This is a genomic window from Sedimentitalea sp. XS_ASV28 (assembly GCF_041224545.1).
Taxonomy (GTDB): domain Bacteria; phylum Pseudomonadota; class Alphaproteobacteria; order Rhodobacterales; family Rhodobacteraceae; genus Sedimentitalea.
In genome coordinates this window covers 121,000-135,835 of the sequence record NZ_JBGFGP010000166.1, presented here as the reverse complement: position 1 = coordinate 135,835, position 14,836 = coordinate 121,000, and the positions used below count along the sequence as shown (strand labels likewise).

The following is a 14,836-nucleotide window of genomic DNA, read 5'->3' as shown; positions in this document are numbered from 1 at the left end:
GGTCGATACGTGGCGTCGCGATGACCGGGCATGGCTCAGCCCATGGTTCCCAGCATCTCGCGCCCCACCAGCATCCGGCGGATTTCGCTGGTGCCGGCGCCGATTTCCATCAGCTTGGCATCGCGGAAGATGCGGCCGACCGGGTTGTCGGACAGGTATCCTGCACCGCCCATCGCCTGCACAGCCTGATGCGCCTGCACCATCGCCTGTTCGGAAGCATAAAGACAGCAGGCCGCCGCATCCTGGCGGGTCACGTCGCCGCGATCACAGGCCTTGGCCACCTCGTAGACATAGGCCCGCGCGCTGTTCATCGCGGTATACATGTCCGCCATCTTGCCCTGCATCAACTGAAAGCTGCCGATGGGTTTGCCGAACTGCTTGCGCTCGGCCATATAGGGCATGATCTCATCGAGGCAGGCCGCCATGATGCCCGTGCCGATGCCGGCCAGAACAACGCGCTCGTAATCCAGCCCCGACATCAGGACCGCGACGCCGCGCCCCTCTTCGCCCAGCACGTTTTCAAACGGCACCTCGCAATCTTCGAAGATCAGCTCGGCGGTGTTAGACCCACGCATGCCCAGCTTGTCGAAATGGGGACTGGTCGAGAAGCCCTTGAAGCTTTTCTCGATCAGAAAGGCGGTGATACCCCTGCTGCCGGCTTCGGGATCGGTCTTGGCATAGACCACCAGCGTATCCGCATCCGGACCGTTGGTGATCCAGTACTTGTTGCCATTCAGGACAAAGCGATCATTGCGCTTTTCCGCGCGCAGCTTCATCGACACGACGTCGGAGCCCGCCCCCGCTTCGGACATGGCCAGCGCGCCCACATGCTCGCCCGAAACCAGCCCGGGCAGGTATTTGCGCTTCTGCTCGTCATTGCCGTTCAGCTTGATCTGGTTGACGCAGAGATTGGAATGCGCGCCGTAGGAGAGCGAAACCGATGCGCTTGCACGGGCGATTTCTTCCACGGCGATGACATGCGCCAGGTAGGACATGCCCGAGCCGCCGAACTCTTCGGGAACGGTGATGCCCAACAGGCCCAGTTCGCCCATCTCCGCCCAGAGCTCGGCGGGAAATTCGTTCGAACTGTCGATCTCGGCGGCCAGCGGCTTGACCCGTTCTTGCGCCCAGCGATGTACCATGTCCCGCAGCGCATTTACATCCTCGCCCAGGTCAAAGTGCATTGAAGCGTTGAACATCGCGATCTCCCTCCTCCGATTTAATGAACGACCGTTCAATAAACTCATAACAGCCGGAACCGAGTCGGTCAACTGTCATGCGGCGGCAGGCCGGAAACGCACGCGTCGACCGCCAGCAAGAACGCCGCAGAACCGGCGGCAAACCATTGCCAACACGTGATATAGAGGCCACTCCCAGCCCCTTTGGCCAGCTGAGACCCGCGCGAACCGGGCTGCCGTGTCGCCCGCCCTCAATGCCGTGGTCGATGCGGGGCGTTTCATGTCGATCGCCAGAGGCTCTATCCGATCAGATCGGCAACGATCCCCGGCAGGTCGGCGAACCGATCCAGCAATGCTTCGGGCTGCAACGCCGCCATATCGTCGCCCGATGGCCCGAACGTGACCAGCACCGAAGGCACCCCGGCGGCCCGCGCGGTGTTTCGGTCGGTATCGGAATCGCCGATCAGAACACAATGGGCCGGGTCGCCCCCGGCGCGCCGCGCCGCTTCGCGCAGCGGTTCCGGATCGGGCTTGCGCACTGCCAGCGTGTCGGCACCGACCAACGACGCAAAGGCATCGCGCACCCCCAGACGACGCAGCAGCAGGTCCGCCAGCGCCTCGGGTTTGTTGGTACAGATTCCCACACCATAACCTGCGGATTTCAGAGACTGCACGGCATCCATCGCACCGTCATAAAGCACCGTATGTGTGTCAATCGCCTCTCGATATGCCGCGAGCAGGACCGGATATTGCGCTTCCACCGTTGCCGGGTCGTAGAGACCCAATCGTTCCAACCCATGCCGCAGCATCATCTTGCCGCCGCGCAGCGCGACCCCCGCGTCGTGCTCCGGCACCAGAACATTGCCGTGGCCAAGCCCGCGAAAACAGGCATTCGCCGCCGCGAGCAGATCGCCCGACGTGTCCGCCAGTGTTCCATCAAGATCGAAAATAACCGTGCGCATCCGTTCCCCCGTCTGACCAACCGGCGGCAATTCGCCCGCCCCTGTTGCATACCGCAACCTTGTGTGATTGCTGCAAGCCTTGCCATGCCACGCCCAGCGGATAAAACGGTCGGCACAAAAACACAAAGAGAATTCATATGAGTATTGCATTGGTCATTCTGGCGGCGGGCAAGGGCACCCGGATGGAGTCGGACCTGCCCAAGGTGCTGCACCCGATCGCGCAGGTGCCGATGCTGCTTCACGCGATGCGTGCCGGAGCGGCGCTGGACCCACAAGAGGTGGTGATCGTCGCCGGTCACGGCGCCGAGCAGGTCGCCAGGGTCGCGCAGGACGAAAGTGAAACCGCCCGGATCGTGATGCAGACCGAACAATTGGGCACCGCTCACGCGGTCGATCAGGCGCGCGAGGCCCTGGCCGGGTTCTCGGGTGATGTGGTCGTGCTTTATGGCGATACGCCGTTCGTACAGCCCGAAACGCTCGCACACATGGTGGCGGCACGCGCGAAACACGACCTTGTGATCCTCGGGTTTCATGCCGCCGAGCCCGGGCGCTATGGCCGGCTGGTCACAGAGGGCGATCAGGTGCAGCGCATCGTGGAGTTCAAGGACGCCACCGACGAAGAACGGCAGATCAACCTGTGCAACAGCGGCCTTGTCGCCTGCGACGCCGGACTGCTGTTCGAACTGATTGCCGAGATCGACAATGACAACGCCGCCGGAGAATATTATCTCACCGACATCGTCGCGCATGCCCGCAAGCGGGGCTTGTCCGCAACCGCCGTTACCTGCGACGAAAGCGAAACGCTGGGGGTGAATTCGCGTGCGGAACTGGCTGCGGCGGATGGTGTTTTTCAGGCCCGCGCCCGCGCCGACCTGCTTGCGCTCGGGGTGACGCTGATGGCCCCCGAGACCGTTTATCTGGCCCAGGATACCGTGATCGGGCGTGACACCGTGATCGAGCCGAACGTGGTTTTCGGCCCCGGCGTTACCGTCGAATCCGGTGTCACCATCCGGGCATTTTCGCATCTGGAAGGCTGCCACGTCAGCCGCGGCGCGGTGATCGGCCCCTATGCCCGGCTGCGCCCCGGCGCCGAGTTGGCCGAAGGCGCGCGGATCGGGAATTTCGTCGAGATCAAGAATGCCGTCATTGACGCGGGGGCAAAGGTCAACCACCTGTCCTATGTCGGAGATGCGTCGGTCGGCGCACGCGCCAATATCGGTGCGGGCACCATCACCTGCAACTACGATGGCGTGATGAAACATCGGACAACTATCGGCGCGGATGCCTTTATCGGTTCCAATACCATGCTGGTGGCTCCGGTTTCGGTCGGTGACCATGCGATGACCGCAAGCGGATCGGTGATCACCCGCAATGTCGAGGATGACGCGATGGCGATCTCCAGAAGCAAGCAGGAAAACAAGCCCGATCGCGCCCGGAAACTGTTTGAGATATTAAGGGCCAAGAAGGCCAGACGCGACAAGGAACGGTAATCATGTGTGGTATTGTAGGTGTCCTGGGTAGTCACGAGGTGGCGCCCATACTGGTCGAGGCTCTCAAGCGGCTGGAATACCGGGGTTATGACAGCGCCGGCATCGCGACGCTGAATGACGGTGTCCTGGACCGGCGGCGCGCGGTGGGCAAGCTGGTCAACCTGAGCGACCTGCTGGTTCACGAGCCGCTCCCCGGAAAGTCCGGGATCGGGCACACCCGCTGGGCGACACATGGCGCGCCCTCGGTCAAGAACGCCCACCCGCATCGCGCCGGCGGCGTGGCGGTGGTTCACAACGGCATCATCGAGAATTACCGCGAATTGCGCGCCGAACTGGCCGAAGAAGGCATCCGGTTCACCACCGATACCGATACGGAAACGGTCGCGCTGCTGACCGAGCATTACATGTCGCAGGGCAACGATCCGATTGCAGCCGCCTACAAGACCATCGCGCGGCTGGAGGGCGCCTTTGCGCTGGCGTTCCTGTTTGACGGAAATGACGATCTGATCATTGCCGCGCGCAAGGGCTCTCCGCTGGCGATCGGACATGGCGACGGCGAGATGTTCGTGGGCAGCGACGCCATCGCGCTGGCGCCCCTCACCGACCGTATCACCTATCTGGAAGAGGGTGACCGGGCCGTCGTGACCCGTCAGGGCGTTACCATCCACGATGCCAGAGGCAAGCTCGCCAACCGCGCCATCAAGAAGATCAAGCTGGCCAGCACCAGTGTCGACAAAGCCGGGCACAAGCATTTCATGGCCAAGGAAATCGCCGAGCAGCCCGAAGTGATCGGCGACGCCATACGTCACTACCTGCCCAGCGGCGAAGACACGGTCAACCTGCCCGGTGACGGCATCGATTTCACCCGCGTCAAGCGGATCACCATGGTTGCCTGTGGCACGGCATATTATGCCTGCCTCACGGCGAAATACTGGTTCGAACAGATCGCGCGACTGCCCGTCGAGGTCGATGTCGCGTCCGAGTTCCGCTATCGCGAACCGCCGATCACCGAGGGAACGCTCGCCCTGTTCGTCAGCCAGTCGGGCGAAACCGCCGATACGCTTGCGGCACTGCGTTATTGCAGCGGCAAGGCGCAGCAGATCGTTTCGGTGATCAATGTCCCCGAGAGTTCCATCGCACGCGAAAGCGATCTCGCCCTGCCGATCCTCGCCGGCATCGAGATCGGCGTCGCCTCGACCAAGGCCTTTACCTGTCAACTCGTCGTGCTGCTGATCCTGGCAATCAAGGCCGCGTCGGATCGCGGCGAACTGGACGAAGATACGGTAGCCGACCACATCGCGGCCCTGCGCGGGCTGCCGGCGATCCTGAATGTCGCGCTCGATCAGAACGACACGATCAAGGCCGCGGCCCAACGCCTGAGCGAAGCCCGTGACGTGCTGTTTCTGGGGCGTGGACAGATGTATCCGCTGGCACTTGAAGGCGCGCTAAAACTCAAGGAAATCAGCTATATTCACGCTGAAGCTTATGCGTCAGGTGAACTCAAGCACGGCCCGATCGCCCTGATTGACAAGCATATGCCGGTGGTGGTCATGGCACCGCGCGACACGTTGTTTGACAAGACGGTGTCCAACATGCAGGAGGTCATGGCACGTCGGGGCAAGGTGATCCTGGTCTCGGACGATCGTGGCATCACCGAAGCCAGCGATGGCGTCTGGGACACGATCCGCATGCCGCATATCCACACATCGCTTGCGCCGATCCTTTATGCGGTCCCGGCGCAGTTGCTGGCCTATCACACGGCCGTCGCCAAGGGCACGGATGTGGATCAACCGCGCAATCTCGCGAAATCGGTCACGGTCGAATAGATGGCCAAGCAATTCGACAGTCTCGATGACAGGCACAAGGAGTTCATCGCGGCCCAGCATCTGTTCTTTGTCGCCACGGCCGATGAGAGCGGGCGGGTCAATCTCTCGCCAAAGGGGGGTGACTCGCTGCGCGTGCTTTCTCCGACCCGGCTCGTCTGGCGCAACCTGACGGGGTCGGGCAATGAAACCGCCGGTCATCTGGCACGGGTCAATCGCATGACCGTGATGTGGTGCAGCTTTGGAAAACGTCCCCTGATCCTGCGCGCATATGGTCAGGCCCGCACCGTTCATCCCCGCGATCACGACTGGCACGACCTGAACCGCCAATTTCCGCCCCATATCGGCGCAAGACAGGTCTATGACCTGACCGTTGGTATCGTACAGGCGTCCTGCGGATATCAGGTTCCCTTCATGTCCTTCGAGGGCGAGCGGGATACGCTCGACAAATGGACGCAAGATCGCGGGCCAGACGGCATTTCCGGCTATTGGGATGAACGAAACCGAAAGACCATTGATGGGCTGCCCACGGGCATCCTGCCGGAATGAGCACCCCGAACGCGGGCAATCATCCCGGCGGATAATGCGCGCATTTGCGGAACTCCGACCTTATGCCCCTTGTCGCGTCGCGGCCCGCGCTTTACCTATATCACATGACTGCGCCCCTGATTGATCCCTTTGCCCGCGCCATTACCTATCTGCGCGTTTCCGTCACCGACCGGTGTGATTTTCGCTGTGTCTATTGCATGTCGGAAAACATGACCTTCCTGCCCAAGAAAGAGCTTCTGACGCTGGAGGAACTGGACCGCATGTGTTCCACCTTCATCGGACTTGGCGTGGAGAAGCTGCGCATCACCGGTGGTGAACCTCTGGTGCGCAAAGGCATCATGACGTTTTTCGACTCGATGACCCGTCATCTGGAGAGCGGCGCGCTGAGGGAACTGACCCTGACCACCAATGGCAGCCAGCTTGAACGCTTTGCGGATGACCTCTATGCCGCCGGCGTGCGCCGGGTGAATATCTCGCTCGACACGCTGGATGACGCCAAATTTGCGGAAGTCACCCGCTGGGGCCGCCTGCCACAGGTCATTCGCGGGATCGACGCCGCCCAGCGCGCTGGCCTGAGGGTCAAGATCAACGCGGTCGCGCTCAAGGGGTTCAACGAAGAGGAACTGCCGGCAATAACAAGGTGGTGCGCCGAACGGGACATGGATCTGACCTGGATCGAGGTCATGCCGATGGGCGACATCGGGAACGAGAACCGGATCGGGCAATACTGGTCACTCAAGGATGTGCGTCGCACCTATGCCGAGCATTACACCGTCACCGATCTGGCGGAACGCACCGGCGGCCCGGCGCGTTATGTCCGCCTCGAAGAGACCGGGCAGAAAATCGGTTTCATCACGCCGCTGACCCATAATTTCTGCGAAAGCTGCAACCGCGTGCGGCTGACCTGCACGGGTGAGTTGTTCATGTGCCTCGGGCAGGAAGACAACGCGGATCTGCGCGCCGCGCTGCGCGATCACCCGGACACCGAAGCCCCCTTGCGCGAGGCAATCCGGGCGGCCATCGCGCACAAGCCCAAGGGTCATGATTTCGATTATTCCCGTCAGCGCCCGGACGGGCAGATGTCGCGCCACATGAGCCACACGGGCGGCTGATGGCCCGCCCCGTCGCCAGGCCGACGGCTCTGTTTCACCTTTATCGGGGCGCCGCGAGGGTGTTGTCGCCGTTGGCCTATCTGCTGGTGGCGCGCAAGCTGCGCCGCCACGACGTCAGCCCGCGCCGCATGCATGAACGTCTGGGCAATGCCAGCGAACACCGCCCCGCCGGGCGGTTGATCTGGTTTCACGCGGCCAGTGTCGGAGAGAGCCTGTCGGTGCTCACGCTGATCACGCATATGGGCGACTATCTGACGGATGCGGAGTTCCTCATCACCAGCGGCACGGCGACCTCGGCGGCGCTGATCGCGCGGCGGCTGCCCCCGCGCACCCGGCATCAATTTGCGCCACTGGACGCGCCCGGTCCGATCCGTCGGTTTTACGATCACTGGCAACCCGACGCCGGTATCTTTGTGGAGAGCGAGTTATGGCCCGGCATTCTCGCCGAGGGGCACCAGCGCGGTGTCCCGCTCGCCCTGCTCAACGCACGTCTTTCGGAAAAATCCGCCGCGACCTGGCAAAAGGTGCCGGCGACAGCGCGCTTTGTGCTCGACCGATTCGATTTGATGCTGACACAGAATGCCGAGATCGCCGACAGGCTTTTGTCGATCGGGGCCGATCCCGCGCGGGTCGAGGTGGGTAGCAACCTCAAGGCGACCTCTGCGCCTCTACCGGTGGATCACGATACCCTGGAACAGATGCGCCGCGCGCTCGGCGATCGTCCGGCCTGGGTTGCCAGTTCGACACATCCCGGCGAGGAACAGGTGGTGCTTCAGGCGCATCAGACGCTGCTGCAGGACCATCCGGACCTGTGCCTGATACTGGTGCCGCGCCATCCGGAACGCGGGAATGACGTTGCAACACTGGTGCGCGACGCGGGGCTGAGCATGGCGCGCCGCACCGCGCAGGAGCCGATCACCGACGACATACAGGTCTACATGGCTGACACCCTGGGCGAGACCGGAACATGGTATGCGCTCAGCCCGCTGGTGTTTCTCGGAGGCTCGCTGCGCCCCATCGGGGGCCACAATCCCTATGAGGTCGCACAGGCCGGGGCCGCAGTGATGACCGGCCCGCATGTCAGCAATTTCGCCGAAACCTATGCCCCGCTGTTCGACATGGGCGGCGCGGTCGAGGTTTCCGACGCGGCGAGCCTTGCGAACGGGATGCGTGGCTGGCTGGACGATCCGGACACCCTGGAACAGGCGCGCGCAGCAGCACGTGCATTCGTCGCCAGCCAGCAGGACAAGCTGGCCGGTCTGGTCACCACGCTCTGTTCGGCTCTGGGGCTTGCGCCCCGTGGCTGAACTGTTCGTGACCAACCTGAACCCGCGCTTCACCGGCGTGTCGGCGACCGCCGCCAATGTGCTGCGACAACAGGCACGGCTTCACGACCTGCACCTTGTGGGCCACCCCCTGCCCGGCTGCCCCGCGCCGATCTCTGTCGCAAGGGCACGCGCCTTGTCCCGGACCCCGCCGCCGGATCGTCCCTTTTCGATCTGGCATGTGCGCCGCAATCCAGAAATGCGGGCGGCGATCTGGGCCCGCGACGTGCTGCGCCTGCCCATCCGTATCGTGTTTACCTCGGCAGCGCAGCGTCGGCACTCGGCCTATCCCCGCTGGTTGATCAGCCGCATGGACGCGGTGATCGCCACGACCGACACGGCGGCAGCGTATGTGCCCCATGTCCGCGCAGTGGTGCCACACGGGGTCGATACCGACCTGTTCACCCCGGCACGCGACCGCGCGGCGGGCTGGGCGGCCCTTGGGTATGGCGGCACGATGGGGCTCGCGACGGTGGGCCGCATTCGCCCGGAAAAGGGCACGGACCGGTTCGTCGCCGCCATGCTGCGCCTGCTGCCCAGGTTGCCCGATGCCGTCGCTCTGGTGATCGGACGGGCGACACGGGAACATGCCGGGTTCCAGCGGCACTTGCAGGAACAGATCGCGGCGGCACAGCTCACCGACAGGATCCTCTTTCCGGGTGAGGTTCCTGCGGATCAGCTGCCGTCGCTGATGCGCGCCCTGTCGCTAGTGGTGCAGCTGCCCCGGTACGAAGGCTATGGCATGGTTCCACTCGAAGGCATGGCGAGCGGCCTGCCCTTCATCGGTAGCGACGCCGGATATTACCGCGCCTTTTCGGTCGATGGACGCGCCGGAGTGATCGTTGACCAGGACAGCCCGGATGAGGTTGCCGATGTGGCATTCGGCCTTCTGACCGATGGCGCCCGCTACGCCGAGATGTCCGCAGCGGCACGCGAGGTCGCCGGCACGCGCTTTAGCGCCGCGACCGAGGCCGAGGGGATTGAAGCCGTCTATCGGCAGCTTTGGCAAACCGGCTGAGGCTCGCGTCAAAGAACCGGCTGCTCGCACCGGCCCCTTTCACACGCATCCGGTATCAGGCCGCCGGCATCCGCTGTTCGACAATCCCGGCCCACCAGCTGCACCCGGCGGGAATCGTCTCGTCGTTGAAGTTGTATTCCGGGTGATGCACCGGCGCCGTGTCGCCATTTCCAACAAGAATATAAGCGCCCGGGCGCTCTTCGAGCATAAAGGCGAAATCCTCGCCGCCCATCACCAGCGGCGCGTCTTCACAGGCGCCGGCGACCTGCCGTGCCACATCGGCGGCAAAGGCCGTCTGTTCGTCATGGTTCACCATCACCGGATAGCCCCGGTAATAGGCCACCTCTGCCTGACCGCCAAATGTCGCCGCGACCCCGGTGCAGATCTCCTTGATCCGCTGTTCGGCCAGGTCGCGCATGGCGGCACTCATGGTGCGCACCGTGCCCCTGAGATAGACCTCTTGCGGAATGACGTTGAACGCCTTTGACGAGGTTTCAAACGACGTTACCGACACGACGACCTGATCCACCGGATCGGCATTGCGGCTGGCAATGGTTTGCAGCGCCAGCACGGCATGCGACGCCATTACTGTGGTATCGACTGTCTCATGCGGCTTGGCGGCATGACCGCCCCGCCCTTTCAGCGTGATGTCGAACTGGTCGGTGGCGGCAAAAAAGGCACCTGGACGGATCGCGAAACTGCCGACGGGCTGACCCGGCCAGTTGTGCATCCCGTACACCTCCTGAATGCCCCACCGCTCCATCATGCCATCCTCGCACATTTCGCGACCACCACCGCCGCCTTCTTCGGCGGGCTGGAAAATCACCACCACGGTGCCGTCGAAATTCCGGGTCTCGGCAAGGTATTTGGTGGCACCCAACAGCATGGCGGTATGCCCGTCATGGCCACAGGCATGCATCGCACCGTCCGTCTTGCTGGCATAGTCAAGCCCCGTTGCCTCGTGGATCGGCAGCGCATCCATATCCGCCCGCAACCCGATCACCTTGCCCTGCGTGTCGGTTTTGCCCTTGATGACCCCGACAACCCCGGTACGACCGATGCCGGTCACCACCTCGTCACAGCCGAAGGTTTTCAGCTTGTCCGCGACAAGCGCGCTGGTGCGGTGGGTCTCGAACAGGATTTCGGGATTCTCGTGAATATCACGACGCCAGGCAGTGATCTCATCCTGCATTTCTGCAAAGCGGTTCTTGACAGGCATGGGAATATCTCCTGATTCTTGCAAGGCGTCGAGCGGAACTGCCCCATGTTCTACGCCTCTGTCCTGCAACGCTCAACCGGATCCGCGCAGAGGGCTGCTAGCCATGCTGCAATCTTGCCAGCCGTTTTTACATGGAAATCGACGCCGGCCTGAAACTGCGCGATTTCGATGTATTCCTCGGGTTGATGTGCCTGTGCAATGTCGCCCGACCCACAGACCACGGCGCAATAGTCCGCGTCCGGTTCGAGCGGACCGACATGCGCAAACAGCGCCGCCTTGTGCGGTTGCGGTTCAATCAGTAGCCACTGTCGGTCGTCAGCACATAGTGCCCCGGCTCGACCTCGTCATAGAGCGACGGGGCGGGCTGGTAATCGACGCCGTGGATCGGCGACGGGATCGGCTTGAAATCGAGGTCCTTCTCGGATTTGCGCCGACGCGGGTCTGCAATCGGAACCGCTTTCATCAAGGCCTGTGTATAGGGATGCTGCGGATTCTCGAAAACCCGGGCGCGCGGCCCGAGTTCGACGATCCGGCCCAGATACATCACGCCAACCTGATGGCTGACCCGCTCGACCACGGCCATGTCATGACTGATGAACAGGAAGGACAGGCCGAGTTCCGCCTGCAGTTCCATCATCAGGTTCAGAACCTGCGCCTGTACCGACACGTCCAGCGCGCTGACCGCCTCATCGGCGATGATCAGCTTGGGATTGAGCGCCAGCGCGCGGGCGATGGCCACCCGCTGCCGTTGTCCGCCCGAAAGTTCATGCGGATAACGACGCATGAAACCGCGCGGCAGTTCGACCCGGTCGAACAACATCGCCACCCGGTCACGGATCGATGCGGCGGAGTTGGAGCCGTAATTGCGCAGAGGCTCGGCCACCTGGTCCATCAACTGCATCTGCGGATTGAGCGAGGCGAAAGGATCCTGAAAGATCATCTGCATATCCAGCCGCGCATCACGCAGTCCGCGTGCGCCAAGCTCCAGAATATCGACCCCATCCAGATTGACCTCGCCCGCCATCGGTTCGACAAGACGCAGGATCGAGCGGCCGGCGGTGGACTTGCCACACCCCGACTCGCCCACGAGGCTGAGCGTCTGGCCGCGATTGAGGGTAAAGGACAGGTCCTCGACCGCGTGGACATTGGCAACCGTCCGCCTGAAGAATCCGCCCTTGACCGGGAAACGCGTCGTCAGGTTGCGCACGGTCAGCAACACATCATCCGTGCCGGTGATCGGGGCGATTTTCTGCGCGCGCGCTCCCAGCAGTTTCATCGGTTCCGGCGCGCGCTTGCCGCGCATCTCGCCGAGCTTGGGTACCGCCGCCAGCAGCGCCTTGGTATAGTCATGTTGCGGCGCCTCGAAAATCTGCTCGACGCTGCCTTCCTCGACCTTGCGGCCACGGAACATGACCACCACGCGGTCCGCCATCTGTGCCACCACCGCCATGTCATGGGTGATGAACATTACCGCCGTGCCGGTCTCGCGCTTGAGCCTGTCCATGAGCGCCAGGATTTCGGCCTGAATCGTGACATCCAGCGCGGTTGTCGGTTCATCGGCGATCAACAGCCGGGGTTCACACGCCATCGCCATGGCGATCACCACCCGCTGCCGCATGCCGCCGGACAGTTCATGCGGATATTGTTTCAGCCGCCGTTCCGGTTCGGGGATGCGCACCTCGCGCAGCAACGCCAACGCGCACTCCGTGGCCTCGGCCCGTGACAGCCCCTTGTGCACCCGCAGGCCTTCGGTGAGTTGCCGCCCGACCGTGAACACCGGATTGAGCGCAGTCATCGGCTCCTGAAAGATCATCCCGATCTCATTGCCGCGAATCTGCCGCATCAGGCCCTGGTCGGCCTGCACGACGTCGATCTGCTCGCCATCACGGCGATCGAAAACCAGCCGTCCCGCACCGATGCGACCGCCACCGAATTCGACCAGCCGCATGAGGGAAAGCGATGTCACCGATTTGCCAGACCCCGACTCTCCGACGATACAGACGGTTTCGCCCGGATTGACGTCAAAGGAGACATCCTCGACACCGACCACTGGACCATCCTTGGTCTGGAACTCGACCCTGAGACCCTTGATCTGCGCAATCGGTTGATCCAGCAAAGACGTTCTCCGGGATTGACAAATTCGAAGGCTACGGCGCGAGTGACACCGCTGTCAAACCCTCCGGTTGAATTCAGGAAAGGCAACTCTTGCATTTTCTGCAAACTCTGTTTCGATAAGCAGACAAGTGCCGCAAGGGACGTCGCTAAAAACAACGTATTGTTTTAACCCGTCATTGTATCTCCTGCATGTCCCTGCTGCAGCACAAGAAACACCTGCAGTTTCATGCGGGGAGAGGCGTGAAAGCGTCCAACAAGGAGAACGACATGACTATCAGAGCCCTGTTGCTTGGTGCAATCGCAGGAACAGCGGTTGCACCTTCAGCATTTGCAGAGCGTGGATCGGACGGCGAACTCAAGGTGATCTACTGGCAAGCGCCGTCGATCATGACCCCCTATCTTTCCGGCGGCCTCAAGGATCTAGAAGCCGCTTCGCTGGTGATCGAACCGCTCGCGCGCTACGATCAGGACGGCAACATTGTGCCCTGGCTCGCGGAGGACGTGCCGACCGTCGCCAATGGCGGTGTCAGCGAGGATCTGAAATCGATCACATGGACGCTCAAGGAGGGACTGTTGTGGTCGGACGGCACGCCCGTCACCTCCGAGGACGTGAAATTTACCTGGGAATACTGCACCGCCGAGGGCGGCGGATGTGCCCAATCCGAGAAATTCGGCGATGTCATCGATGTGGAAACCCCGGATGAGCGGACAGTTGTGATCAGGTTCGGCGTGCCCAAGCCGTTCCCCTATGGCCCGTTCGTCGGAGCTCAGGCGCCGATCATCCAGAAAGCGCAGTTCAAGGATTGTCTTGGCCCCAAGGCACCGGAATGCACCGAGGCCAACTTCAATCCGATCGGCACCGGCCCGTTCACCGTGACCGAATTCCGCCCCAACGATGTGGTCACCCTCGCGGCGAATGAAAACTATCGCGATCCGGACAAGCCCGCCTTTGCGACCATGACGCTGAAAGGCGGCGGCGATGCCGCGGCGGCGGGCCGTGCGGTCATGGAAACCGGCGAGTTCGATTATGCCTGGAATCTGCAACTCGCGCCCGAAGTGCTCAAACGCATGGAAGCGGCCGGCAAGGGCAGGAACATCGTCGATTTCGGCACCCAGGTCGAGCGCCTGCATGTCAACCTGACCGATGTGGATCCCGCTCTTGGTGACGAGCGTGGCACCGCCAAGCATCCGCACCCCTTCATGACCGACAAGGCGGTGCGCCAGGCCTTGTCGATGGCAATCGACCGCGCCCTCCTGACGGAAATCGGTTATGGTGATTTCGGCAAGCTGACCTGCAATGTGCTGCCCGCACCCGCGATCTATGCGTCCACCGCCAATGACGGATGCCTTGTGCAGGACATTGAAGGAGCCAACAAGCTGCTGGACGACGCGGGCTGGGTGCGCGGACCCGATGGCATCCGCGCCAAGGATGGCGTGCGCCTGTCGATCCTGTTCCAGACCTCGGTCAATGCGGTACGGCAGGATTATCAGGCGCTGATCAAGGACTGGTGGTCGCAGATCGGCGTGGAGACCGAACTGCGCAGCATCGATGCCTCCGTGTTCTTCGGCTCGGATCCGGGATCGCCCGACACGTTCGAAAAGTTCTTTGCCGATATCGAGATGTTCACCAACAATTTTGACGGCACCGACCCCGAGGCTTACATGGCCAACTGGATCTGCGAAGAGTTCCCGCGCCCGGAAACCCAGTGGCAGGGCAACAACATGATGCGCTTCTGCTCCGAGGAGTATGATGCGCTGGTGGCGGAAATGGCCGTTACCGGCGACCTGAACGAACGCGCCCGCCTCGCCAAAGAGCTGAATGACATCCTGATGCAGGACTATATCATGATTCCGCTGACGCACCGGGGCCGCAACTCTGCACAGGCGAATTCGCTGGGGGGCGTCATCATGAACGTGTGGGATTCCGAATTGTGGAATGTCGCCGACTGGTACCGCAAGTAACGGCCCTGCTGCCTGATCCGCCGACCTGCCGCGCCCCCATTCGTTTCGGGGCGCGGCATCGTCGCAACAAGAACAAGCCGCAA

Annotated in this window: 12 protein-coding genes; 8 read left to right on the top strand and 4 right to left on the bottom strand. The window is 62.5% G+C overall.

Going from position 1 to position 14,836, the window contains the following annotated elements:
• Nucleotides 1–35: 35 nt before the first annotated feature.
• Both AB9K34_RS19690 and AB9K34_RS19685 read right to left on the bottom strand, forming a co-directional pair.
• Nucleotides 36–1,199 carry an isovaleryl-CoA dehydrogenase gene (locus AB9K34_RS19690; RefSeq protein ID WP_369956187.1) on the bottom strand — a complete coding sequence of 388 codons (1,164 nt, stop codon included), beginning with the start codon at nucleotides 1,197–1,199 and terminating at the stop codon, nucleotides 36–38.
• Nucleotides 1,200–1,477: 278 nt separating this feature from the next.
• Nucleotides 1,478–2,140: an HAD-IA family hydrolase gene (locus tag AB9K34_RS19685; protein WP_369956185.1), complete on the bottom strand. Its 663-nt coding sequence runs from the start codon at nucleotides 2,138–2,140 to the stop codon at nucleotides 1,478–1,480.
• A gap of 137 nt (nucleotides 2,141–2,277) precedes the next feature.
• Here AB9K34_RS19685 and glmU point away from each other — a divergent pair, with 137 nt between their 5' ends.
• From glmU to AB9K34_RS19655, 6 genes are all read left to right on the top strand, one after another.
• Nucleotides 2,278–3,630: a bifunctional UDP-N-acetylglucosamine diphosphorylase/glucosamine-1-phosphate N-acetyltransferase GlmU gene (glmU, locus tag AB9K34_RS19680; RefSeq protein WP_369956183.1), complete on the top strand. Its 1,353-nt coding sequence runs from the start codon at nucleotides 2,278–2,280 to the stop codon at nucleotides 3,628–3,630.
• A 2-nt stretch (nucleotides 3,631–3,632) separates the two neighbouring features.
• A complete protein-coding gene (gene glmS / locus AB9K34_RS19675) occupies nucleotides 3,633–5,456 on the top strand; it encodes a glutamine--fructose-6-phosphate transaminase (isomerizing) (protein WP_369956182.1) in 1,824 nt (607 codons plus the stop codon).
• Nucleotides 5,457–6,002, top strand: coding sequence for a pyridoxamine 5'-phosphate oxidase family protein (locus AB9K34_RS19670; protein ID WP_369956180.1), 546 nt, complete (start codon nucleotides 5,457–5,459; stop codon nucleotides 6,000–6,002).
• A 104-nt stretch (nucleotides 6,003–6,106) separates the two neighbouring features.
• Entirely contained in the window at nucleotides 6,107–7,114 is a 1,008-nt protein-coding gene (gene moaA, locus AB9K34_RS19665; RefSeq protein WP_369956178.1) for a GTP 3',8-cyclase MoaA, read from the top strand.
• Nucleotides 7,114–8,421 (top strand): 3-deoxy-D-manno-octulosonic acid transferase, encoded by a 1,308-nt coding sequence (locus AB9K34_RS19660; protein WP_369956177.1) that lies wholly within the window; start codon nucleotides 7,114–7,116, stop codon nucleotides 8,419–8,421. Before moaA ends, AB9K34_RS19660 begins: the two co-directional genes overlap by 1 nt.
• Nucleotides 8,414–9,457 carry a glycosyltransferase family 4 protein gene (locus AB9K34_RS19655; protein ID WP_369956175.1) on the top strand — a complete coding sequence of 348 codons (1,044 nt, stop codon included), beginning with the start codon at nucleotides 8,414–8,416 and terminating at the stop codon, nucleotides 9,455–9,457. The genes AB9K34_RS19660 and AB9K34_RS19655 overlap by 8 nt, the downstream gene beginning before the upstream one ends.
• Nucleotides 9,458–9,512: 55 nt before the next feature.
• On the opposite strand, the gene AB9K34_RS19650 is transcribed toward AB9K34_RS19655, so the two are convergent.
• Nucleotides 9,513–10,676 (bottom strand): M20 aminoacylase family protein, encoded by a 1,164-nt coding sequence (locus AB9K34_RS19650; RefSeq protein ID WP_369956173.1) that lies wholly within the window; start codon nucleotides 10,674–10,676, stop codon nucleotides 9,513–9,515.
• Nucleotides 10,677–10,807: 131 nt separating this feature from the next.
• On the opposite strand from AB9K34_RS19650, the gene AB9K34_RS19645 reads away from it, so the two are divergent.
• Nucleotides 10,808–10,978 carry a hypothetical protein gene (locus AB9K34_RS19645; RefSeq protein WP_369956172.1) on the top strand — a complete coding sequence of 57 codons (171 nt, stop codon included), beginning with the start codon at nucleotides 10,808–10,810 and terminating at the stop codon, nucleotides 10,976–10,978.
• Here the strand turns inward: AB9K34_RS19645 and AB9K34_RS19640 are convergent.
• Nucleotides 10,972–12,792: an ABC transporter ATP-binding protein gene (locus tag AB9K34_RS19640; protein ID WP_369956171.1), complete on the bottom strand. Its 1,821-nt coding sequence runs from the start codon at nucleotides 12,790–12,792 to the stop codon at nucleotides 10,972–10,974. The genes AB9K34_RS19645 and AB9K34_RS19640 overlap by 7 nt on opposite strands.
• 266 nt (nucleotides 12,793–13,058) lie before the next feature.
• On the opposite strand from AB9K34_RS19640, the gene AB9K34_RS19635 reads away from it, so the two are divergent.
• Nucleotides 13,059–14,753 (top strand): peptide ABC transporter substrate-binding protein, encoded by a 1,695-nt coding sequence (locus tag AB9K34_RS19635; RefSeq protein WP_369956169.1) that lies wholly within the window; start codon nucleotides 13,059–13,061, stop codon nucleotides 14,751–14,753.
• Nucleotides 14,754–14,836: the final 83 nt, after the last annotated feature.

What these genes read in the sequence shown, in the direction of transcription:
- AB9K34_RS19650 (WP_369956173.1), bottom strand. Translation starts at nt 10,676, where the DNA reads ATGCCTGTCAAGAACCGCTTTGCAGAAATGCAGGATGAGATCACTGCC.
- AB9K34_RS19660 (WP_369956177.1), top strand. Translation starts at nt 7,114, where the DNA reads ATGGCCCGCCCCGTCGCCAGGCCGACGGCTCTGTTTCACCTTTATCGG.
- glmU (WP_369956183.1), top strand. Translation starts at nt 2,278, where the DNA reads ATGAGTATTGCATTGGTCATTCTGGCGGCGGGCAAGGGCACCCGGATG.
- moaA (WP_369956178.1), top strand. Translation starts at nt 6,107, where the DNA reads ATGACTGCGCCCCTGATTGATCCCTTTGCCCGCGCCATTACCTATCTG.
- AB9K34_RS19635 (WP_369956169.1), top strand. Translation starts at nt 13,059, where the DNA reads ATGACTATCAGAGCCCTGTTGCTTGGTGCAATCGCAGGAACAGCGGTT.
- AB9K34_RS19690 (WP_369956187.1), bottom strand. Translation starts at nt 1,199, where the DNA reads ATGTTCAACGCTTCAATGCACTTTGACCTGGGCGAGGATGTAAATGCG.
- glmS (WP_369956182.1), top strand. Translation starts at nt 3,633, where the DNA reads ATGTGTGGTATTGTAGGTGTCCTGGGTAGTCACGAGGTGGCGCCCATA.
- AB9K34_RS19645 (WP_369956172.1), top strand. Translation starts at nt 10,808, where the DNA reads ATGGAAATCGACGCCGGCCTGAAACTGCGCGATTTCGATGTATTCCTC.
- AB9K34_RS19670 (WP_369956180.1), top strand. Translation starts at nt 5,457, where the DNA reads ATGGCCAAGCAATTCGACAGTCTCGATGACAGGCACAAGGAGTTCATC.
- AB9K34_RS19685 (WP_369956185.1), bottom strand. Translation starts at nt 2,140, where the DNA reads ATGCGCACGGTTATTTTCGATCTTGATGGAACACTGGCGGACACGTCG.